Source organism: Halobacillus sp. B23F22_5 (assembly GCF_043497085.1).
Taxonomy (GTDB): Bacteria; Bacillota; Bacilli; order Bacillales; family Halobacillaceae; genus Thalassobacillus.
Map to the genome: position 1 here is coordinate 64416 of NZ_JBIEKI010000008.1, position 20654 is coordinate 85069.

Consider the following 20654-nt stretch of genomic DNA (forward strand, 5'->3'; position numbering starts at 1 on the left):
ACCGGCCTCTCTAAAACATACAAACCCGCTTATTCATACATAAGATACGGCAAACAGGCTATCTTAACACATAGAAAAACAATCCAAGGAGGAGCCATGAAAGCAGTCACTTATCAAGGTAAATATTCTGTCAGTGTTAAAAAAACAGACTTCCCAACCATTCAAGATTCTCAAGATGTCATTATCAGAATCACCTCGACCGCGATTTGCGGTTCGGACTTACACCTTTACCAGGGTAACTATCCTCTGCCGATCGGATATGTCATTGGTCACGAGCCGATGGGGATCGTGGAAGAGATAGGAAAAGATGTAACCAAAGTGAAAAAAGGCGATCGTGTCGTCATTCCGTTCACCGTGGCCTGTGGCACCTGTCCCTATTGCCATAACCACCAAGAAAGCCAATGTGACAACGCCAACCCGCATTACGATTCCGGTGGTTACTTTGGCTACTCAGAAAAATTCGGGAACTATCCAGGCGGCCAGGCCGAGTATCTGCGGGTGCCATTTGGCAACTATACCCCTTTTCTCATTCCAGAGGATTGCGAGCTGGACGACGATGCTTTGTTGTTTTTATCTGATGTACTCCCTACCGCTTACTGGAGTGTTGAAAATGCCGGGGTTAAAGCTGGAGACACAGTAATTGTCCTGGGCTGTGGTCCTGTCGGTTTAATGGCTCAGAAATTCGCCTGGCAGAAAGGCGCAGCTAGAGTAATTGCTGTCGATTACCTGCCTTACCGTCTGAATCATTCCAAGCTTACTAACCAAACAGATACATTTGACTTCACAGCCCATGAGGATATGGGAGAGGTTTTAAAAGAGGTAACCAAAGGCGGTGCAGACGTTGTCATTGACTGTGTCGGAATGGACGGTAAAAAATCACCATTAGAGTTTGCACAGCAGAAGTTAAAATTGCAAGGCGGAACTTTAGGACCCATTCAAATCGCTGCTAAAGCAGTAAAGAAATGTGGAACAGTACAGCTTACCGGTGTTTATGGCGGTCTATACAATATGTTTCCGTTAGGGGCATTTTTTTCTCGTAACATCCAACTAAAAATGGGCCAGGCACATGCCAGGACTTATATGGAAAGGCTGTATCAGCAGATAGTGAATAGGGAAATTGATCCTACCAATATTATTACCCATCACCTGCCCTTAGATGAGGCTGCCCATGGTTATAAAATTTTTAATGGAAAAAAAGACGATTGTATCAAAGTGGTACTTCGTCCTTGATGAGGAGGAAAAACTATGGCTATGAATGTCAGCGAGAAATTGATCAACAGTCACCTCATATCCGGCGAAATGAAAGCTGGCGAAGAAATCGGCTTAAGAATTGACCAAACCCTTACACAAGATGCAACAGGAACGATGGTTATGCTGGAGCTTGAAGCAATGAACCTTGACCGTGCAAAAACAGAAGCTTCTGCCCAATATGTCGACCACAATATTATTCAGGAGGATAATAAAAACCCGGATGATCACCTTTTCCTACAAAGTGCCGCCCGCAGGTTCGGACTCTATTACAGCCGGCCAGGTAACGGAGTAAGTCACCCTGTCCACATGCAGCGACTGGCTGAACCAGGGAAAACATTACTTGGTTCAGACAGCCACACCTGTGCGAATGGCTGCATGGGGATGCTTGCCATGGGGGCCGGCGGAATCGATGTTGCAATGGCTATTGCCGGGGAACCTTTTTTTGTAAAAATGCCACAGATATGGGGAATCGAGCTTACAGGGGAACTTCCCGATTGGGTAAGCGCTAAGGACGTGATTTTAGAATTATTGCGGCGCCACGATGTGAAAGGCGGGGTCGGTAGAATCATCGAATATTATGGACCGGGACTAAAGCACTTAAGTGCTATGGATAGGCATGTCATCGCTAATATGGGAGCAGAACTCGGAGCCACTGCAACGGTATTCCCTTCAGATAAAGAAGTCCGCCGATACTTGAAAAGCCAGCAGCGGGAGGATGCCTGGGTGGAAATCCTCGCAGATGAAGGAGCGACTTATGACATTAACGAAGAAATCAATTTATCTGAGATCGAACCGATGATTGCCAAACCATCCAGTCCGGGAAATGTCGTACCTGTCAAAGACCTGGAAGGCGAACCGATCTACCAATCCTATGTGGGATCATCCGCCAACCCTGGTTACAGAGATTTTGCTATTGCAGCCGAAATTGTAAAAGGTAAGCAGATTTCAAAAGGAATTTCTTTTGACATCAACCCTTCTTCCCGTCAGATGCTTACGGATCTTGTGAAAGAAAGTCATATTGCAAGCCTGTTAAGTTCTGGTGCCAGACTACACCAGGCAGGCTGTAACGGTTGTATCGGAATGGGGCAGGCACCGGCTACCGGAAGGAATAGCCTGCGGACGACGCCCCGGAATTTCCCTGGCAGGTCCGGTACCCGCGAAGACAGCGTATTTTTATGCAGCCCGGAGACAGCCGCTGCATCCGCTCTTACCGGAAAAATAACCGATCCCCGAAGTCTGGAGATGAAATATCCAAAAGTAAGGGAAATCACCCATCCATCGATTGATGTCGATTTATTGGAAAAGCCTCTGCCACTGGAAGAAGCGAAGCAAGTGACGTTAGAAAAAGGACCGAATATCGCATCTATTCCTGACATGAGTCCGCTTCCTGATAGGTTAAAGATACCTGTCCTGCTTAAAATGGGCGATAACATTTCTACAGATGAAATCCTTGCTGGCGGTTCCAGAGTCTTGCCTTACCGAAGCAACTTGCCTGAGATAAGCAAATTCTCTTTCGAAATCATTGATGACAGTTATTATGACCGGGCTATGAAAATAAGAGAAGAAGGCGGACACGCTTTAATCGGAGGTTATAACTATGGGCAGGGGTCAAGCCGGGAGCACGCCGCGCTGGCACCAAGATATTTAGGCCTCCGCGTAGTCATTGCCAAAGACTTTGCCAGAATCCATTGGCAGAACCTGGTGAATTTTGGTGTCCTTCCACTTACTTTCCGTGATGAAAAGGATTATGACAAATTGGAACAAGGCGATCTCATCCAATTGGATGACTTAAGAAAAAGCATTCAAACAGGAACAATAGTCAAAGCAAACGTCCAAGGAAAACAAGCGATCCAATTGGAACATGCGCTTTCTGATCGACAAATCGATATGATGCTGAAAGGCGGGCTGATCAACTGGATTAAAGCAAGACAAGTCAATGATAAGGAGGAACAATTATGGTAGACCGAAACCAAATTTGTAAAGCCTGCGATGGTGCAGGATTATTAATGGACGATGAAGAATGGAAATATACATGCAGCGTCTGTGGAGGCAGTGGAGTAATGACACTCGGAAAGAATTCTGAACCCAATGGACAGATGGATGTAGACGAAATGAACCGAATTTTAGAATAAAAAATTAAGCCCGTCTTACTGCGATTCCATTGAAAAAGTTTTTTCTAATCTAAAAGAGCTGTTAAAGTTTGTGGTTGATTCTCACGAATCACTTATCGGTGGATGCTTGCCGCGGGCACGGCCTCAGCTAACTTGGTCAAGAAGATCACTTGACCAAGTGGATCTTCGGCTCGCGCTGTTCCCGCAGGCGTCACCACCGAACGCTCATCGTGTAATCAACAGATGTAAAAAAAAAGAAACGAAGAATAGCGAATTGAAACATAGACACGGATATGAGGTCGCCTCATTTTCCGGTCTTGAAGGCATGCGCATTCAAGGTGCGATGGCGATTTTTACAGCTAATGTGAAACGAATCGTTAAACTAATGAAGGAATAGAGGGCACAAACCACTTGAAATTAGACGAAAAGCGGTCTGTATGGAAATTAAATTCTACACAGACCGCTTTTTTTAATTCTACTTTTCAATAACCTTCAGTTTTTCAGTGACCTAGACTTACTGCCTGGGATTTTTTAATTGAAAAACATCATCCTTGTCTGGGTCCAGGTTCAAAACCGGGGTCATAAGGGTCTGCATCAATGTCATAGTTATCTTCATTAATGGAGATGACGATATCCCCTGATTCAGCCGTAGAGTATAAGGCAGTGCCCAGGTGATATAATCTGGCAACCACTTTAGGAACAGGATGACCATAATCATTCGCTTGATCATAAGAAAAAACAGCAGCTTCCGGATTGACTGCATCGACAAAAGCCTGCGAATTGCTGGTTGCTGAGCCATGGTGGGCTACTTTCAGGATTTCCGCCTGAACATCATAACGTTTAATCAGCCTTTTTTCATTTTTTTCTTCCGTGTCACTGGTTAACAATACATCCATATCTCCATAACTCAACTTCAACACAATCGAAGCTGGGTTGTTTTCTTTTTCGTTACGATTGACATGCAGCACTTGCACCTTCACATCTGGATCCAAATGCAGCTGCTGCCCTTCTTCTGCTACTTGTGTCGGAATTTCATTCAATGCAATCAATTTCAAGTATTCAGCATACGTATCCGTGGTATAAGTTTTTCCGCTATCCAGCAGTTTTTTTACTCCCATATGAGCAAATACTTCTAAAAACCCTCCGATATGATCAATATCAGGGTGAGTGGCGACAACTTGATCAATGGTAGAAACACCGGCATGTTTCAAATACTTAACTACTTTTTCCCCCGCTTTTCTATCACCAGCATCGACAAGCATTGTTTTGCCATTCGGAAACTTGATGAAAATGCTGTCCCCTTGCTCTACGTCAATGAAATGAACTTCCAGCTCCTGCTCTTCCGTGCCAGTTTCTATAGCCTCAACAGAAGATTGCCAAGCAGATGAATTTCCTGTTTCCTGCAGTGGCACACCCCATGCTGCTGTTGGATGAAGTGCCATTAATATCAATATGCTGCCGCATATTTTTTTCAGGTGTAATAACACTGACCATGCTCCCTTCTTGAAAATGATATAGCTTTAGTTTTTGTGATTTTTCACAGTTTACACCTGGCTCAAAAATAAATAATCAGGTTGTTTTCCATTTACAGGTAAAGTTATAATTAGTTTAAATATTCTGATTTTAATAGGAGATGGATTTCAATGATGGAAGCAACCGCTACTGACCGGCTTTCCCCGTATAAAGAGGAGCATATAGGAACAACAGAGGTGCTAAACCAGTACCGAGTCGAGTTACGCCAGCTGTCCGAAAAAGACTATAATAAGTTTATTAAGCTTAATACTGTCAACGATTGGTCTCAGCTGTCCTGGAAGGATGTTGGTAAGCCATATCAAGTTAAAAATTATTCGCAGGAACGTCTGGAATGGGAACAAACCTATCAAACAAAAATGCCCCCGAAAACCTCCTGGTCTTACTTTAATAAAGCTTTTCATGAATGGTTTGTGAAAGACGTACCAAAGGAAATGACTGAAACGAGACAAGCTTTTCTGAAAACGATGACCTCCTTTAAGCCTTCTGCCATAAAAGAAGCCTTAGGAGATATCATGCAAATTCAATTATGGAATTATGCTCATCGAATTCAGGATGGAATTTGGGACCCGCGAGGAAAAAGGGCTTTATTTGAAGGGCTTGATTTAAAAAAGCCTCGCATATTGTTTTTAGGAGCAGCCGAAGGATATGAAGCAATGCAATTGGCGGCGATGTACCCTGGAGCAGAAATAGTAATGGTCGATTATGATGAATATTGTAAGACTACCCGATTTGCAGAGTTTCCGGAAAGCTACCCTTTTCTGGGCGATAATCCATCTACTGGGGGTCCGAAGATTTACTATAAAGAGGATTTTTCCGTAGAATATATAGTGCAGGACATTCGCAATTTAGTTTTTGGGAAAGAATTCGATATCGTACTATCCGTAGGTTTACTTGAGCATTTCCCTGATGAATATAAAGAAGAAGTAGTTGATTGGCACCGAAGATTCTTGAAACCTGGCGGCTATGTCATTATGACGACACCACGCAGCCAGTTGCGTTCTAAGATATATTATCATGTGATGGCAGACGTTATGAATCATACCTATCGCGAACTTATGACTGTGGAACAAATGGGGCTTTATCTGTATGAGCATGGTTTTCAGATACTCCGTCATGGTTATATCAAAGTTCATAATGGAATCATTGCACAGCCGAGATGATAACACATTAAAAAACAGAACCCCTCTTCCCTTTTATAGTAGAAGGATTCTGTTTTTATTTTTTTGATACAACTAAAAACATAGGAATCAAATGTGGTGTAAAACTATAACGTACGATAATGTTTATCATCCTCATTTGCGAGTTTGTATATCATAACGGTGTATGATGTTGGCTGATGACTGCCACCAAGTCATCCCCATGAAATAGTTGATCCTGTTCTATTCAATTGTGGATACCCAAAGACTTACTTCTTTTTAGAAAACATCGTTACTTTGCCACTTTTTTTCTGTGCTGGTTTTTGCTCTGGCTGCTTTTTGAAGGCTTGATTTTTCATATCTTCCTCAAGCAGCTCACGGCCTTTGGTAAACAGGATCGTCACTTTTCAACCCTCCTTTATCATTGAGTGTACTAGGCAATTCCCCGTGTGCACACATTAAAACTTAAAATTATTTACCATTTTTTATTAGGTACCAACCTCTTATTAAACACTAAAAGACCTTTGCGGGATATTCGCATACCGCAAAGGTCTTTATTATGCAATGTCAACCGCAAACATAGGATTCATCTACGTTCATGCGTATTCACTATCAGTCTTGCCACCATCATCAGACTATTTCTGATTTCATTTGATGACCTGCTGCGTTTCATCCCATGTTTCGTTGATCCTGCCATTATTCACTTTTCCAAAGACCACGCCTTCAATCTCGGCTTACTTACGCTTTTTCGCAAAAGACAAAAACTTACCACTACGAGTTTTCGCTGGACTGTTTTTTTCTGGTTTTTCCTTGAACGCCTGGTTCTTTGCATCTTCTTCAAACAGTTCCCGGCCTTTGGTAAACAGGATCGTCACAGCAGCTCACCCTCCTTTTAAAAATGTATTAGGAGATTCCCATTTTAGACTCAGTTTCAAGTCACTGGGCAATTACCTAACCAGGCTTTCATAAAGACTCAAGCACATTTTGAATTTTCAGAAGATTGTAGCTTCAGTTAATTCCAAGTGCTCTATCTTTATGTAATGCAAATTTACCACGGTGAGATTGGATAACGCAATCCCAAACTTATAGGTATTTATTACCAGATTGGTGACACATTCCGACAATGGATAAACACATGATTTATTCCCTATATTTCGGGTAAAGAGAAGTACATAAAGGAGTGGTTACAATGACTGAGCTTAAAGCAGTAATCTTGAATGCTTCGTTTAAGACTAGTGAAGAAGAACCTTCCAACACGGAAGCACTCTCCAATGAATTAACTGAGGTATTTGATAAAAAAAGGGTAGCCCATGAAACAGTTCGTCTCGCTGATTACTCCATTAAATACGGAGTCAGTGACGATCTTGGGGAAGGCGATGAATGGCCGGAGATATTTGAGAAAATTAAGGAAGCCGATATCCTTGTACTTGCTACCCCGGTATGGGCAGGAGAAAAAAGCAGTCTAGCTAAACTTGCTATTGAACGTATAAATGGAGGTGCCTCCATTACCAATGAAAAAGGACAATCGATTTATTATAACAAGGTAGCAGGAACAGTAGTGACAGGTAATGAAGATGGCGCTAAAAAAGCAGCAGGCTCCATTCTTTTCACGCTGTCCCACTTCGGCTTTAATATACCACCTAATGCAGATGCCTACTGGGTCGGTGAAGCAGGACCAGGACCGTCCTACATTGAAGCAAACGGCATTGAAAATGACTTCACCCGGAATAATGTTACAATGGAAGCTTATAACCTGATTCATTTAGCGCGGATATTAAAACAGAATCCAATTCCAGCAGAAGGAAACGTGATGTGAGATTCATACACAAAACACTTGGCTAGCAAACCAAGTGTTTTTTTCTTCCTATTCAATTAATCACGAGAATTTCATGAGCGTTATGGTGTTTGGAAAACGGATCGCTTTTCGTGGTATGGGGTGAGCATTCTAAAAATCTCCAAACTCCTATCAAATTCGACGTGTTTTCCAGAGTCGCATAATTTGTTCTGTTGTCTGGGTGATTTGCTGTGCGGCAATTTTAGGGTTCATAGCATCTTCGAGACTTCTCGGGCCAGTCTGAATCGAGAAGACAGCGTCAATCATGTCATGAAGCTCGGATATATCTTCACCCACTGTTCCTGCAATGGCAATCACCGGCTTCCCGTGTTTTTTCGCCATCCTGGCTACATTTACAGGAACTTTTCCGTATAACGATTGGGCATCGAGACTGCCTTCCCCAGTGATGACTAAGTTGCTGGAGCTGATTTTCTCTTCCAATCCGGTAAGTGCTGCAATTATATCAAAACCAGACTTCAATTCTGCACCCAATACACCGGCAAGCGCACCTCCAAGCCCCCCGGCAGCACCTGAACCCGGAATATGCTGGACATCATGCCCATATTTTTCCTGTATCGATTTCGCAAACTGCTGAAGGCCTTTATCGAGTTCAGGTATCTGTTCCTCTGCAGCGCCTTTTTGAGGGCCATAAATATAGGCGGCACCTTTGGGGCCGTAAAATGGATTGGTAACATCGGTAGCAGCTATAAAACGACAGTCATCCAGTCCGGCAATTTTGTTTTCATCCTTAATATGAACGACTTCTGTCACGATATTGCGATCGGCTTCAAGTACGTCACCCTGTTCATTCAAAAACTGAAAGCCCAATGCCTGCAGCATTCCGGTTCCGCCGTCCGTTGTCGCACTGCCCCCCAAGGAGACCATGATGGTACGATATCCACGCTCGACCGCATCTTTTATTTGCTCACCCAACCCGTAGGAATTCAGTTCATAAGGATCTGCTGACTGCTTATTAATCAACGGCAGTCCTGTGCTGCGTGCGCACTCTATAAAAGCGATCTCCTCACCGTTTTGTTTCAGTGTGATATAACTCGTACTAACGGTTTTCCCTGAGGGACCCGCAACTGTCACAGGGATTTCCTCGACATCCAGGGAAGATAATGCCTCAATAGATCCCTCTCCTCCATCAGCCATAGGAACAGAAGAAATTTCAGCATCTAAAGCCATTTTCACACCTGCTTCCGCAGCCTTCCCTACATCATAAGCTGACAGCGACCCCTTGAAAGAATCTGGTGCTAACAAAATTTTCATACTATCACTACTTTCTTAATCCGCAAGTATCCATACAAACTCGTAACCATCTAAAGTTATTTCTTCCGCAACAGACTGATTATTGAGCAGGTCGTATCCCTGGAATGGAATATTGAATTTCACCGGTTCTTTCGCTGTATTGACTGCGAAGAATATTTTTTCTCCAGTATCTTCATTATAACGGATTAATGCAAAAACCTGATCCGAAATCTCGATCACTTCCTGTGAAGCATAAGGAGAAAACGCACTACGCTGTTTCCGGATATCGATCATCCGCTTCAGGCCGTTAAAGATACCATGTCTCCGGGGGTTTTCTTGTAACTCCCGCTTAATGGTCTGGTACGCTAACTTTTCACGGTTGATCCGGCGTGGAATGCCTGATTCTTTCATTCCTTCCGTATCGTTAGAAGACCCTAGCAGGGAGTGATAATAAATCGCCGGCACACCAATAAACGATAATAAAATGGCATGTGCTGCCAGCATTTTCTGGATGGCCTCTTCCAGTTCATCATCTTCACCATGATTGATTAAGGCATCGGTATAGTTGATGTTCAACTCGTATACGGATTGGCTGCCATCCGGGTTGCTTTTATAAGAAACCTCGCCCCCGTTTTCCAGTACTTTATCCACGAGCATCTGTTTTTCCTCTTCGGAAAGGATCCCTTCTGTCGGCCTCATGCCAATTCCATCGTGACTGGCTAAAAAGTTGAAGTACGTGGCCTGGTCAGATACTTTCGTTATCGTCTTCGCCCATTCGGTGAGATGACGGGTATTATGAGTAGTAAAACTGTACAGCACTAATGGTGGCAAAGAGAACTGGTACACCATATTCGCTTCATCTGTCCCGCTGCCAAAATAACTGATGTTCTCCTTATGAGGCACATTGGTCTCCGTAATGATTTGTACGTTCGGTTTGAAATAGCTGACAATCGTATTCCAAAGCCGGATGATTTCATGAGCCTGGGGCAAATGGATGCACGTTGTGCCAGATTCCTTCCAAGTAAAGCCGATAGCGTCGAGACGAATACTTGTTGCGCCTTGATTCAAGTAATCTAACAGTACATCCGTCATTTCCATTAATGCAGGGAAATGCTTGAAATTGACATCAACCTGGTCTTTACTGAAAGTAGTCCAGGCCGTCTTCATGCCTGCCTCCCCCTCATATTCATGGAACAAAGGAGACGTACGTGGACGGACTACATTACTCGTATCAATAGTTTCGTCTTCAGGGATGAAAAACCCTTCAAAATCGGGGTCGCCTGACAAATATTTTTGAAACCATTCACTGGACTGGGAAATGTGATTCGCTACGAAATCAAACATCATTCGATAGTCACGCGAAAAACTTCTGATGTTTTCCCAGCTTCCGAGATTTGGATTAATCGCTCGGTAGTCTGTCACCGAAAAACCATCATCGGAGGTGTAAGGAAACATAGGAAGCAAGTGTACATCCGTAATGGCTTCACCCGCTTCTTCTTTTAAAAACTGATGAAGGACAGGAAGTGTCGGCCGGTCATTGTCATAAATGCTGTCGCCGTACGTAATTAAATAAATATTCTCTTCGGTTAAAGGAGCGGGGGCTCCCCACTCCTTTCCTTCCCATTTCTCGATGAAAGCGCGGAAATCATTGGTATATTCCGGCTGGTATTCGTTCTGATAGATCTTTTTTAAATGATCAGTAACCAGTTGAATTAATTGTTCTTTATGCATAGCTTGCATGCTCCTTTTCAGGATAGTTTGACGGTCTGATAAGATTTAGGCGCGATGGCAACCGTTGAAGCAGTTATTTCTCCAACTTTTTCTTCAGCCAGGTCCGTCTTCCGCGGGTTGTCCATGTAGTCGCTTGACAATGAGATCGTTTCTTCCTGATCTGTTGGGTTATATAATCGGACAATGATGCCATCATCGTCGTGTGCCTTTTTAACAGCACTGATGAATACGTTTGGATTGTCGATAGCAGCAAGTCCATAGCTGTCTGGAAGTTCGTTGACCGGATAAGGAATTTCAAAGCGGTCCAATCGCTCTTCAAACGTATTCAGATCCTGGTTTTGATACGATACATAGCGCTCATTAAAATGATCGGCTAACCGGAATAATTCTGATGTCTCCACTTTTTCGCCTTCCAAATGGATGGCATAGTCAAATGACATCCTGCCGATCATTTGTGCATCGGGAGTGGTGACTACTTTATTATTGATGCCTGATGCCCGGCCTGGTCTCCAGAGCAGATCATCTCTACCTAGCAAACCGACACTACGGAATAACGTCAAGGCCAGCTGATGTGACTCTTCTATCACTTCATACTCCTTGATTCCTTTTGTAAAGGCAGTCAGGTGACCCTGTCCATCTTCTACACCAGCAAATTGCTCCACCGTATAAATCGGAACTGGTGCCTCTTTATAGCCTTGCTCCCTCCACGTTTCCATCCGCGGGTTTGAAACGGGACGTTCGATGATACTATAACCCTGATCTCCGAATGATTTCTCTGCATGTTTTACCGGGGTTTGAATTAAAGCGCGAAGGCGATGGTCGATGCTCTGGTTATCAACTTCGTGTTGGATCCGGACCAGACCTTCTCCCTTCCGAAGTTCGATGGTGGAATACACAGCCAATGGCGTTTTCACCTGGTTATCTTCACGTTCCTTAAGGTCAGCAGGAACAGCCGCCTGGTGCATCACCGTCATTTGCTGAACCAGTGGTGATTTTTCAATGGTGATTATTTCGGCTTTATCTAGAATGATAGGTTCTTCTTTTGGAAGCGGGGAAAAATCATAAGAATCACCCGCGTCCCCTACATTTTCAAATTGCAGGAAGTTCTCCACAGTCAAAGTAGATCGCTTATCATTCAGGACCAGTTCCCCTTTGTTATTGCACCTCACCTCATATCTATCATTCTCGATTGTTGTACTATTATCCAATTGCATACGTGTAGCATCCGTTCCCTTCTTCACCTGCAGGGTGGTATAGCCAAGGCCAGGAATTTCAGCCCGCTCAACCAGCACCTGAGAACGGTAGTAGCCAGGGATTTCCACTTCCTTATCACCTTCAGCTGTGACGACGATTTTCTTTCCGCCACTCAAATACTCTTGCTCGGTAATCGTAACTGCCAGTTCTTGTCCATCTATTGTTTGTAAAATGAAATCTTTATCTTTTGTGAAAATAGTCGTTTCTACCGCCCCATGATAATGTTTGAGATTCGTATTGAACAAAACAACAATGTGATCATCATCAAGTTCTCGAGCGATAGCATGGGTCAGCTGTTTTTTAATCAGGTTCAACAGCCCATCCGCCTGCCGATTTATTTTTTCCAACCGATGGATAATGTCACGATTGGTATCATCAGAGTTGCATCCGCCGATACTGTCGTGAGCATGGACATCGAAGAGGTTTTTCCACATGATATCCAGCCATTCCTGCGGGTAACGAAGCCCTAATTGTTTGCCGATAACCGCCAGTGGTTCTAATTGGTTGATGATTTTATGTTCGACGAAACTGTTCCATTGCTTGATATCATAACGCTGGGAGCGGATTGTATTATGAATTCGTGACCTTTCCGTACCGATCAGTTCACCGGTAATGGTGTGGTCGAAGTCATCTTCCTCCCAGGTATCTTCCATGAATGTTTCATAATCGGACAACACGTATTCAAACTGCTCATCCTGTGCATTCAACTGTTGAATCGTCTCCGGGAAATGCTCTCGTACCAAAACCTGGTCCCCACCAGCAGGAAGAAGCAGGTTATCTGTATCCTTGTTCATTTCCGCTAACTTTTCCAGCATCGGCTGCAGCCGTTCCTGGTGGAAATCTTTCTCCGCATTCAAAAACTTACCTGGGCCATAGCCAAGCGGGATAAGATTCGCTTTTACCGATTTTCCATCGGGAGATTCCCAGAGAAAATTAGTATTCCCGTTTAATTGATCAGAATAAATACCGCGCTGTAAGACAGCATAATCGATTCCGAAGTCACGGAATAGCGCAGGAAGATAGATGTTTTGACCGAAGATATCAGGCAGGTAGCCGACATTCATGCTATGCCCCATTGCCTTCGTCCCTTTGATGCCATAAAGCAAATTCCTGACCAGTGATTCCTTATGGACCAGCAGGGAATCCGCCTGGGTATACCACGGACCGACAAAAATTCGTTTCTGCTCGATCAGTCGCTTGAGCCGTTCTTTATTCTCTGGTCTTACTTTCAAATATTCATCGACAATAGACATTTGCGCGTCAAAAACATAGCTGTGATATTCTTCGTTTTGCTCTAGTAATTCAAGCAAATGGTCAAGGTTTTCAGCTAAAAGGATATTTGAATCTTCTATGGTGAAATACCATTCCCTGTCCCAGTGGGAGTGGGGAACGACATAGACGCGTTTCTTAGACATAACGAATCCTCCAATATAACAGTATGTTCGCGGACCTTCTTAAAAAGATTCCGCGAACATGTTTTTTTATGATGTTACCGTCATACGTCCTCGTTTGATCAGCATATGACGAATTAGAATGTTAGTAAGAGCAATGAATAACGTACCGACAAGCAGACCAATCAGGTAGGCCCAGATATTTTCGACGAGCGGCCATCCCCAGAATGCTGGAAGTGGCAGCCACTGGACGGCACCTAACAAAACGGCTGTAACTGCACCGAGGATCGCACCGATGATATTGATTGGAATGGTGATGAGCGGATTACGCAGCATGAACGGAATAGCTCCCTCACTAATGGCAATAAAGCCAAGCAGGATAGAAGTATTCCCGGTAACACGCAAGTTCGCATCAAACACCCGGCGTCCTACTACATATTTGTCGAGTACCGTAGCAAGTCCAAGCCCAATCGGCGGGATGACGATTGCCAGAACACGTGCAGTAAGCGGGAAGATTTCATCAGCCGCTAAACCGATAGCAATAGCACCTGCTGCTTTGTTGATAGGACCGCCCAAATCAAAAGCAGTAGCTGCTGCAATAATCGTGGAGAGGACAATTTCTCCAGATTCCTGAGAAGCTTCGATCGTATTGCGCAACATTACATTTAAACCACCAAACACAGGATCGACAATATAGAAATTCAATAAAAAGATAGATAACACACTGATAGCAGGGATGATAAGCATCGGCTTCATCGCCTGGAAGTTTTTATTAAGCTTGATTTTCTGATTTAAGAACCGTGCGATATAACCTGCAGACAGACCAAGAATTAGGGCCCCAAAGAAACCGGAAGGAATACCTTCTTCAATTCCCCAGAAGCGATAATGGATACCTGCAGCAAATAGACCCCCAATAAAACCAGCTACAATTCCAACTCGATCAGCAAGCGCATATGCCGTAAAGGCGGCAAAAATCGGATACATGAACTGGAAGATCATAAACCCGAATTTATCGAGGTGATGAAGAATTACAAACAGCTCATTATCATGTGTTGCATAGGATATGTCATTGATTTCATTGACCAGCCCAAATGGTACGGCGCCAAGCTTGGCGATACCCATCATCAGACCTGCCGCCACAATAACCGGGATCATGTAAGAAATTCCCGTCAGGATCGCCTGCCCCATTTCAGCGAGCACACCTGTCTTTTTGTTGGATGACTGACTCTCTTCCCCACCAGCACTTTCCTCAGCATTTTCCGCTGCAACAATACCATCTGGATTATTCAGAACACGGTCGATTAGCTCATCGCCTTTTCCTAATGGTTCAGCAACTCTGACCTGGATGTATGGGAGTCCTTGGAATCGTTCTTTCCCTTTTGGAGAGATATCTGTCGCAAATATGACAGCATCAGCCTGTTTGATCATTGCCGCAGTGTGCTCATCCTCCAGGCCATTCGCTCCCTGTTTCTCGGTAAGGACACGAATACCTTTCTCTTTCCCCGCCTGCTCTAATGCTTCAGCAGCCATATACGTATGAGCGATACCTGCCGCACAGGCAGTAACCGCCAAAATAGTCTTTTCATAATCGTCCGGGTCCTGACTCTCTTTTACAGAAACCTGATCCAGCGCGGCTATGAATTGCTCGGAATTCTCTGCAGCCATCAGACGATTATAATAATCCTTGTCCATTAGGCGTGTACTAAGTTCAGCAAGCAGATTCAAGTGTGTGGAACCTGCCTCCCCTTCCGGAATAGCCAAAAGGAATATCAGTTCAACTTTATTGTTTGGGTCGATACTTTCCCAATCATCTATTGGTGTGGAAAGCCTGGCGACTGCAAACCCGGCTTTTTTCACAGCTGAGGACTTCCCGTGAGGAATGGCAAGCCCTGCTTCCATCCCAGTGGCTGACACTTTTTCACGAGCTAAAACGGTTTCAAAATATTCCTCTTTAGAGGTGATATACCCTTGTTCATAAAGGGATTCTACTAATGACCAAATCACTTCTTCTTTTGTCGTCTCTTTCACGTCATAACGGATTAATGTTTTTTCCGTCATTTGATTTAATTCCATTTCGCTCACCCGCCTTGTTTGTTGTAAGTGCTTTCAATTTCTCTGTAATTCATTTATAACACGGGAAAAGTCCCTATGGTTGTACAGGTGATGTACATTTGTACATAATAGAGACAGCATTCGATATGATATACTTAAAGAACTAATAATGACAGCTATTATAAGTTCACGAAGGAGCACTAATGATGGGCAAACTGCTGGATACTTTCTCCACCTATTTACCAGAGCTGACACATTCGGAGAAGCATGTACTTTATTACATCGAAGATAACCTGGAACAGTCCAAAACGATGCCTTTGACAAAAATGGCTGATGCTAACAATGTAAGCACCACTACTATTATCCGTCTCTGTCACAAGTTAGGATTAGAAGGGTATGCGGAGCTGAAGTATCATTTAAAAGATATCGATGCCACCAGCCTGCCTAATGATGACGAAGACCCTATTCAGCGCTATCTCCAGGATATACCCGCCACTTTAAAAAAACTGCAGCCTGATAGCCTGGTAAGTATCGCGATTTCCATGCAGAAGGCAGAGCGAATTGTGATTCTATCTGTAGGATTAACAAAAACGATCGGAGAATACTTAAGTAAACGGCTGATGCAAATGAATCAATCCTCCACTTACATCTATGAATCCCATATGATTGACCTGATCAGTAATTGGATTGGTCGTGACGATTTAGTAATCTTCATTTCTTCCAGCGGAGAGACAGAAACTTTATTGAAAGCAGCCGAGAAGTTGTCCCATTTGAATATCCCTTCAGTGGCAGTCACAAATAACCCGGACAGTCCCCTTCCTGCATTGACAAATGAGAATATCAGCGCTCCTGTGAGGAAAGCATCTTACGAAGGCTACGATGTCTCAGCCCGATCAACACTTGTCATGCTGGCTGATCTGATTTTTGAATACTACTTGAAGCTGATACTAAAGGAACAATAAAAAAATCACCAATCCTCTACTGGGATTGATGATTTTTGAATAGTAAGCAGTCTCTTCGTCGCTTACCGCGCTCTTCCGCTTTTGACCGGCTAGCTACAGAGCGCAGCGACTTGAAGACTTCCTTCCCCTCCGTACGATAAGGCGACATCAGCTCGCTTTCGCTCTCTGTGTCTTCTTTATCTCCTGCGGGGCAGTCCAGTCTCTTCGTCGCTTACCGCGCTCTTCCGCTTTTGATCTTACCAGCTTGCTTTTTTGATTCCTGGGAGCTGGCCTTTGTAGGCTAGTTCGCGAAATTTGATACGGGAAAGGTTGAACTTACGCATCGTTCCACGTGGTCGTCCAGTCACTTCACAGCGCTTGGTCAAACGTGTCGGTGAAGAATCCCGCGGAAGTTTCCTTAAAGCCTCATAGTCGCCTTGTGCTTTTAATTCTTGTCTTAATTCCGCATATTTAGCTACCATTTCTTGACGCTTTTGTTCTTTTACGACTTTTGACTTTTTAGCCATCATGTACCTCCTTTCTTATAAACTATTTATTAGAAATCGAAGTGGATTTTTAAATAGTAATCATTACGATTTACTTTTCAATTATAACTTGCGGGCCTTACTTTTTCAAGCTGGTAAATTAGTTGTGATAGTCCATAGAAAAACCTGCTGCACCATTCGATGATTCCTGTGCAGCAGGTTTTTCTACTTCTTAATGTTTCTAAGATTTAAGGTCTTCTTTATACGCATAACTGAAAAGAAGTGCGACCAATAAAGCCCCTCCGATTATATTTCCAATACTTGCAGGGATAAGGTTAAAGAAAATGAACTCATACCATGTATAGGAAGCTTCCGACAAAACTCCAATACTGAAATAACCCATATTCGCAGCACTGTGCTGGAAGTTTCCTGCCACGAACAAAATGACCGGGAGAGTGGTTCCAAGTAATTTACCAGTGATATCCCTGGCAGCTGTCGTTAAGAATGCTGCCATTCCAATCAGCCAGTTAGCAAGAATACCAGACACAATTACTTCAAACCAGCCGGCTGCTCCTAAGTCCATAAATTTCATTTTTTTATCCAGTAATGACTGCATTTCCGTATAAAAAGGTTCTGATAACGAACCTGAAGTTTGAATGAGTACAGCTACAAATAACGCTCCGACAATATTCCCTAAATAAGAAGAAAGCCAGAATTTTACCATGTCCATATGCATCAACCCAGCTATATGAAATTTGTACGTCGGGAGCATTACATTGATTTCAGTGAACAACACGGCACCTGAAATAAACACCATCGAATAACCGGCAGCAAAACCTAAGCCAGATAACAGATAATAGAGTCCTTCCGCTTCTATACCGATACCCAGCAAAATTGAAAAAGCAGCTCCAAAGGTCATGAACGAACCGGCAGTAAATGCCAGCAGCATCTGAGCGCGAAATGGCTTAGCCAGATGATCTCTGCCTTTTTCTCCAAATTCCTTGACGATTTGTGATGGAATATAAAATTGACGATCAGGACTATCTGCATGATCTTTTGGCTGTTTTTCTGCTTCTTTCATCTGTCTATCTAAATTTTTTCTGTCTTGTTTTTTATCGCTCAATTACATCCCTCCGTTCTACCGTTTATACCCCCTCTCCCCTAAAAACTAACCTTAGCTTCTGTCTAATCACATGTGTCAGCTTTATGAATATCACTATGATATATCATCGAAAGGAGCAATCGGACGATGCGTCCTTACAAGCAGATAAATAATAGTACTAATCCGTATGCCTATTTCACAGATCAACCCGGTCTTCCCTGTTGTATTCCTAATCATCCTATCTATCGTGAGAAAAACTTTTATGTCATCCAGCCAGGGGATAGCTTATATCATATCGCTCATTTTTTTAATGTGTCGTTAGAAGACCTGATTACAGAGAACCCTGGCATCCACCCTTATTTTTTATTCCCAGGTCAAATGATATCTATCCCGCTTCCCCTTCCTGCTGAGGAGTGCCCGGAAATATATTCTGTAAGGCCCGGCGATACTTTTTATCATATCGCTGTCAACAACGATTTGAGTGTCAAAGACCTAATGAATGCAAACCCTGATATCAACCCTAACGCTCTTTTGATCGGCCAAAAAATATGTTTACCAAAAGATACATCCCGTTTCAGACGTTTATGGCAAATGTTAACGGGAATTGAAACCTAGCATTCAAAAGTGGGAGGGGTATCTTTGTCTACTTCTCAAATCATTTTGCTATTATTCATTGGCTACCTCATCTTTACCATCGATAAAAAACAAGAGAATATACCAGTACCTACGGTTTTGGTGATCATTGGAATCGGTCTTTCTTTTATTCCTTACTTTTCTACCATAGAAGTGACTAAGGATATGATTTATCACGTTTTCCTTCCAGCATTGCTATTTACTTCAGCTTATCGTTTCCCGCCGGATGAACTGAAAAAGAATGCTGGTATCATCAGCTTTTTGGCTACTATTGGAATCATGTTGACAGTCGCGCTGCTGGGGACAGCAATATACGCCTTAAGCGGACCGTTTGTATCGCTGTCTTTCTTAGGAGCACTAATCATCGCTTCCATTTTGACACCTACAGACCCTGTGTCTGTCGTCTCGATTTTGAAAAAATCTGCTGGAGATGAAAAAATTGCTGATGTCGTCGAAGGAGAATCCTTAATTAACGATGGGACAAGCATCGTCATCTTTACTGTCCTGTCCGGAATGCTTACTCAAAGTAAGTCGTTCAGCTTTTTATCTTTCCTGGGAGAGTTCTTACTCGTTTCTCTTGGAGGCGTTGTGCTTGGGGTTTTATTCGGCTGGTTGATGAGTAAAGCCGTCCACTTTACTCATAACCGTCAATATCAGGTGATGTTAAGCATCATACTAGCTTATGGAATCTTTAATATAGCAGAGCATATTGGTGTTTCAGGCGTCTTAGCTACTGTCTTTGCAGGCATTATGCTTTCGTTTGAATATGGAAGAACAATTAAAGAGGACCATTTCAAAGATACGTTGGATGGATTCTGGGGCATAGCCGAATTGACAATTTTATCACTAATCTTCTTATTGATCGGCATTCAAGCAGCGAAATTTTTAGCCTTTGGGGCGTGGGGATTTGCCCTAATAATTTTTGCATCTTCACTGCTCATCCGTTTTATAATCATTACAGGAACTACACAGCTTCTTCCACATTGGAGAAACCGGATTTCCTGGCGTGAGGCCTCCCTGATATCCTGGTCAGGCTTGAAAGGTACCATGTCCATCTTTCTGATTCTAAGTTTGCAATCCAAAAGCTCAGGAGATGTCGGGATGATCGTTTCACTGTCGTTTGCAGCTGTATTGATATCTCTTGTTGTACAAAGTCTCGGCGTATCCCCGCTTTCGAAAAAACTAATCAACTAAAAAGATGCCTCCTATTTTACCAGGATGCATCTTTTTTATTCATCACCAGTAAAGCTGATGTGATCTTGTCTCGTATCCAAAAAAACATTTCCTTGTCCATCGACTTGAGCGACTATGACATCGTTTATATTTTTTATGCCATGCTGGTTCAAAGTCTGAGTCATCCAATTTCGATCTTTCCCTGCAGCATGAAGGCTGTTCTCCAATACTTTCCCTTGTATGATGAAAGTTTGAGGCAATTTCTTTGAGGGTTTGACGATATTTAAATCACTGTTCGTTGGGGTCTGCACCGAAGACTTTTTCAGCACACTGACAGTACCATCAGTTTCAAGGATTGCTGTATCCACTTCACTCAAATAAAAAACATTCTTTTTTCGGAGCTGGGATAGCAATTCATCGATAGTAAACCGTACTCTTTTCATCCCATCCTCCAATATATGCCCATTGTTCATCAGCACTGTCGGCTCACTGTTGAAAAGCTTTCTTAAATGAAAATTGTTCAAAGTCAAATAATCAATTAGCAAGACAAGAACGCCGAACAAAACCAAGCCTGCTGCTCCTTTCACTAAAGAGACACTGGGGGAGAGGATGGTCGTTGCGGTCATGGAACCTATTGTAATACCAGCCACAAAATCAAAAAAAGTCATTTGAGAAATCAACTTTTTATTCAGTACTCTTGCTACTATATACAAGGTGGCAAAAACTAAAACTAACTTTATAAGCAATGTGGTAAAAACGATTGTTAACACCCTTTC

The 20654-nt window shown here is 43.1% G+C and carries 19 protein-coding genes; 9 read left to right on the forward strand and 10 right to left on the reverse strand.

Annotated elements, in window-relative coordinates; translation table 11 throughout:
• The first annotated feature begins 96 nt into the window (after window positions 1–96).
• The 4 genes from ACGTN9_RS12240 (at window position 97) to ACGTN9_RS12255 (ending at window position 3759) form a co-directional block, all read left to right on the forward strand.
• The gene (locus ACGTN9_RS12240; RefSeq protein WP_499593161.1) at window positions 97–1230 is read left to right on the forward strand and encodes a zinc-dependent alcohol dehydrogenase; all 1134 of its coding nucleotides are present in this window, start codon (window positions 97–99) and stop codon (window positions 1228–1230) included.
• A gap of 15 nt (window positions 1231–1245) precedes the next feature.
• On the forward strand, window positions 1246–3213 hold the full coding sequence (locus tag ACGTN9_RS12245) for an aconitate hydratase (RefSeq protein WP_499593163.1): 1968 nt from the start codon (window positions 1246–1248) through the stop codon (window positions 3211–3213).
• Complete coding sequence (locus ACGTN9_RS12250; RefSeq protein ID WP_499593165.1) at window positions 3207–3383, forward strand: hypothetical protein; 177 nt, start codon at window positions 3207–3209, stop codon at window positions 3381–3383. Before ACGTN9_RS12245 ends, ACGTN9_RS12250 begins: the two co-directional genes overlap by 7 nt.
• Window positions 3384–3540: 157 nt before the next feature.
• On the forward strand, window positions 3541–3759 hold the full coding sequence (locus ACGTN9_RS12255) for a hypothetical protein (protein ID WP_499593305.1): 219 nt from the start codon (window positions 3541–3543) through the stop codon (window positions 3757–3759).
• 148 nt (window positions 3760–3907) lie between these two features.
• On the opposite strand, the gene ACGTN9_RS12260 is transcribed toward ACGTN9_RS12255, so the two are convergent.
• Window positions 3908–4849 (reverse strand): ComEC/Rec2 family competence protein, encoded by a 942-nt coding sequence (locus ACGTN9_RS12260; RefSeq protein ID WP_499593167.1) that lies wholly within the window; start codon window positions 4847–4849, stop codon window positions 3908–3910.
• A 156-nt stretch (window positions 4850–5005) separates the two neighbouring features.
• Between ACGTN9_RS12260 and ACGTN9_RS12265 the strand changes: the two genes are divergently transcribed.
• Window positions 5006–6055 carry a class I SAM-dependent methyltransferase gene (locus ACGTN9_RS12265; RefSeq protein WP_499593169.1) on the forward strand — a complete coding sequence of 350 codons (1050 nt, stop codon included), beginning with the start codon at window positions 5006–5008 and terminating at the stop codon, window positions 6053–6055.
• 245 nt (window positions 6056–6300) lie between these two features.
• On the opposite strand, the gene ACGTN9_RS12270 is transcribed toward ACGTN9_RS12265, so the two are convergent.
• Together ACGTN9_RS12270 and ACGTN9_RS12275 are read right to left on the reverse strand one after the other, a co-directional pair.
• Window positions 6301–6435: a hypothetical protein gene (locus ACGTN9_RS12270; RefSeq protein WP_499593171.1), complete on the reverse strand. Its 135-nt coding sequence runs from the start codon at window positions 6433–6435 to the stop codon at window positions 6301–6303.
• A 330-nt stretch (window positions 6436–6765) separates the two neighbouring features.
• Complete coding sequence (locus tag ACGTN9_RS12275) at window positions 6766–6906, reverse strand: hypothetical protein (RefSeq protein WP_157620104.1); 141 nt, start codon at window positions 6904–6906, stop codon at window positions 6766–6768.
• 314 nt (window positions 6907–7220) lie between these two features.
• Between ACGTN9_RS12275 and ACGTN9_RS12280 the strand changes: the two genes are divergently transcribed.
• Window positions 7221–7847, forward strand: coding sequence for a flavodoxin family protein (locus tag ACGTN9_RS12280; RefSeq protein ID WP_499593173.1), 627 nt, complete (start codon window positions 7221–7223; stop codon window positions 7845–7847).
• Window positions 7848–7997: 150 nt separating this feature from the next.
• Here ACGTN9_RS12280 and ACGTN9_RS12285 read toward each other — a convergent pair whose 3' ends face one another.
• The 4 genes from ACGTN9_RS12285 to ACGTN9_RS12300 all read right to left on the reverse strand — a co-directional run bounded on the left by ACGTN9_RS12285 (window position 7998) and on the right by ACGTN9_RS12300 (window position 15565).
• On the reverse strand, window positions 7998–9137 hold the full coding sequence (locus ACGTN9_RS12285; protein WP_499593175.1) for a glycerate kinase family protein: 1140 nt from the start codon (window positions 9135–9137) through the stop codon (window positions 7998–8000).
• Window positions 9138–9152: 15 nt separating this feature from the next.
• Window positions 9153–10847, reverse strand: a complete 1695-nt coding sequence (locus tag ACGTN9_RS12290) for an alpha-amylase family glycosyl hydrolase (protein WP_499593177.1) — start codon at window positions 10845–10847, stop codon at window positions 9153–9155.
• A gap of 17 nt (window positions 10848–10864) precedes the next feature.
• Complete coding sequence (locus ACGTN9_RS12295) at window positions 10865–13516, reverse strand: glycoside hydrolase family 38 N-terminal domain-containing protein (protein WP_499593179.1); 2652 nt, start codon at window positions 13514–13516, stop codon at window positions 10865–10867.
• Window positions 13517–13582: 66 nt separating this feature from the next.
• Window positions 13583–15565, reverse strand: coding sequence for a fructose-specific PTS transporter subunit EIIC (locus tag ACGTN9_RS12300; protein WP_499593181.1), 1983 nt, complete (start codon window positions 15563–15565; stop codon window positions 13583–13585).
• A gap of 185 nt (window positions 15566–15750) precedes the next feature.
• Here ACGTN9_RS12300 and ACGTN9_RS12305 point away from each other — a divergent pair, with 185 nt between their 5' ends.
• Window positions 15751–16506, forward strand: a complete 756-nt coding sequence (locus ACGTN9_RS12305) for a MurR/RpiR family transcriptional regulator (protein WP_499593183.1) — start codon at window positions 15751–15753, stop codon at window positions 16504–16506.
• 236 nt (window positions 16507–16742) lie between these two features.
• Here the strand turns inward: ACGTN9_RS12305 and rpsN are convergent, their stop codons facing one another.
• Complete coding sequence (gene rpsN, locus ACGTN9_RS12310; protein WP_093045217.1) at window positions 16743–17012, reverse strand: 30S ribosomal protein S14; 270 nt, start codon at window positions 17010–17012, stop codon at window positions 16743–16745.
• A gap of 199 nt (window positions 17013–17211) precedes the next feature.
• Window positions 17212–18093 carry a formate/nitrite transporter family protein gene (locus tag ACGTN9_RS12315; protein WP_499593184.1) on the reverse strand — a complete coding sequence of 294 codons (882 nt, stop codon included), beginning with the start codon at window positions 18091–18093 and terminating at the stop codon, window positions 17212–17214.
• Between the two features lie 126 nt (window positions 18094–18219).
• On the opposite strand from ACGTN9_RS12315, the gene ACGTN9_RS12320 reads away from it, so the two are divergent.
• Entirely contained in the window at window positions 18220–18687 is a 468-nt protein-coding gene (locus ACGTN9_RS12320; protein ID WP_499593186.1) for a LysM peptidoglycan-binding domain-containing protein, read from the forward strand.
• A gap of 24 nt (window positions 18688–18711) precedes the next feature.
• Complete coding sequence (locus tag ACGTN9_RS12325; RefSeq protein ID WP_499593187.1) at window positions 18712–19899, forward strand: cation:proton antiporter; 1188 nt, start codon at window positions 18712–18714, stop codon at window positions 19897–19899.
• Between the two features lie 35 nt (window positions 19900–19934).
• Here ACGTN9_RS12325 and ACGTN9_RS12330 read toward each other — a convergent pair whose 3' ends face one another.
• Window positions 19935–20648: a DUF421 domain-containing protein gene (locus ACGTN9_RS12330; RefSeq protein WP_499593188.1), complete on the reverse strand. Its 714-nt coding sequence runs from the start codon at window positions 20646–20648 to the stop codon at window positions 19935–19937.
• Between the last annotated feature and the right edge of the window lie 6 nt (window positions 20649–20654).

What these genes read in the sequence shown, in the direction of transcription:
- ACGTN9_RS12285 (WP_499593175.1), bottom strand. Translation starts at nt 9,137, where the DNA reads ATGAAAATTTTGTTAGCACCAGATTCTTTCAAGGGGTCGCTGTCAGCT.
- ACGTN9_RS12250 (WP_499593165.1), top strand. Translation starts at nt 3,207, where the DNA reads ATGGTAGACCGAAACCAAATTTGTAAAGCCTGCGATGGTGCAGGATTA.
- ACGTN9_RS12320 (WP_499593186.1), top strand. Translation starts at nt 18,220, where the DNA reads ATGCGTCCTTACAAGCAGATAAATAATAGTACTAATCCGTATGCCTAT.
- ACGTN9_RS12265 (WP_499593169.1), top strand. Translation starts at nt 5,006, where the DNA reads ATGATGGAAGCAACCGCTACTGACCGGCTTTCCCCGTATAAAGAGGAG.
- ACGTN9_RS12290 (WP_499593177.1), bottom strand. Translation starts at nt 10,847, where the DNA reads ATGCATAAAGAACAATTAATTCAACTGGTTACTGATCATTTAAAAAAG.
- ACGTN9_RS12300 (WP_499593181.1), bottom strand. Translation starts at nt 15,565, where the DNA reads ATGGAATTAAATCAAATGACGGAAAAAACATTAATCCGTTATGACGTG.
- ACGTN9_RS12240 (WP_499593161.1), top strand. Translation starts at nt 97, where the DNA reads ATGAAAGCAGTCACTTATCAAGGTAAATATTCTGTCAGTGTTAAAAAA.
- ACGTN9_RS12280 (WP_499593173.1), top strand. Translation starts at nt 7,221, where the DNA reads ATGACTGAGCTTAAAGCAGTAATCTTGAATGCTTCGTTTAAGACTAGT.
- rpsN (WP_093045217.1), bottom strand. Translation starts at nt 17,012, where the DNA reads ATGGCTAAAAAGTCAAAAGTCGTAAAAGAACAAAAGCGTCAAGAAATG.
- ACGTN9_RS12305 (WP_499593183.1), top strand. Translation starts at nt 15,751, where the DNA reads ATGGGCAAACTGCTGGATACTTTCTCCACCTATTTACCAGAGCTGACA.
- ACGTN9_RS12295 (WP_499593179.1), bottom strand. Translation starts at nt 13,516, where the DNA reads ATGTCTAAGAAACGCGTCTATGTCGTTCCCCACTCCCACTGGGACAGG.
- ACGTN9_RS12245 (WP_499593163.1), top strand. Translation starts at nt 1,246, where the DNA reads ATGGCTATGAATGTCAGCGAGAAATTGATCAACAGTCACCTCATATCC.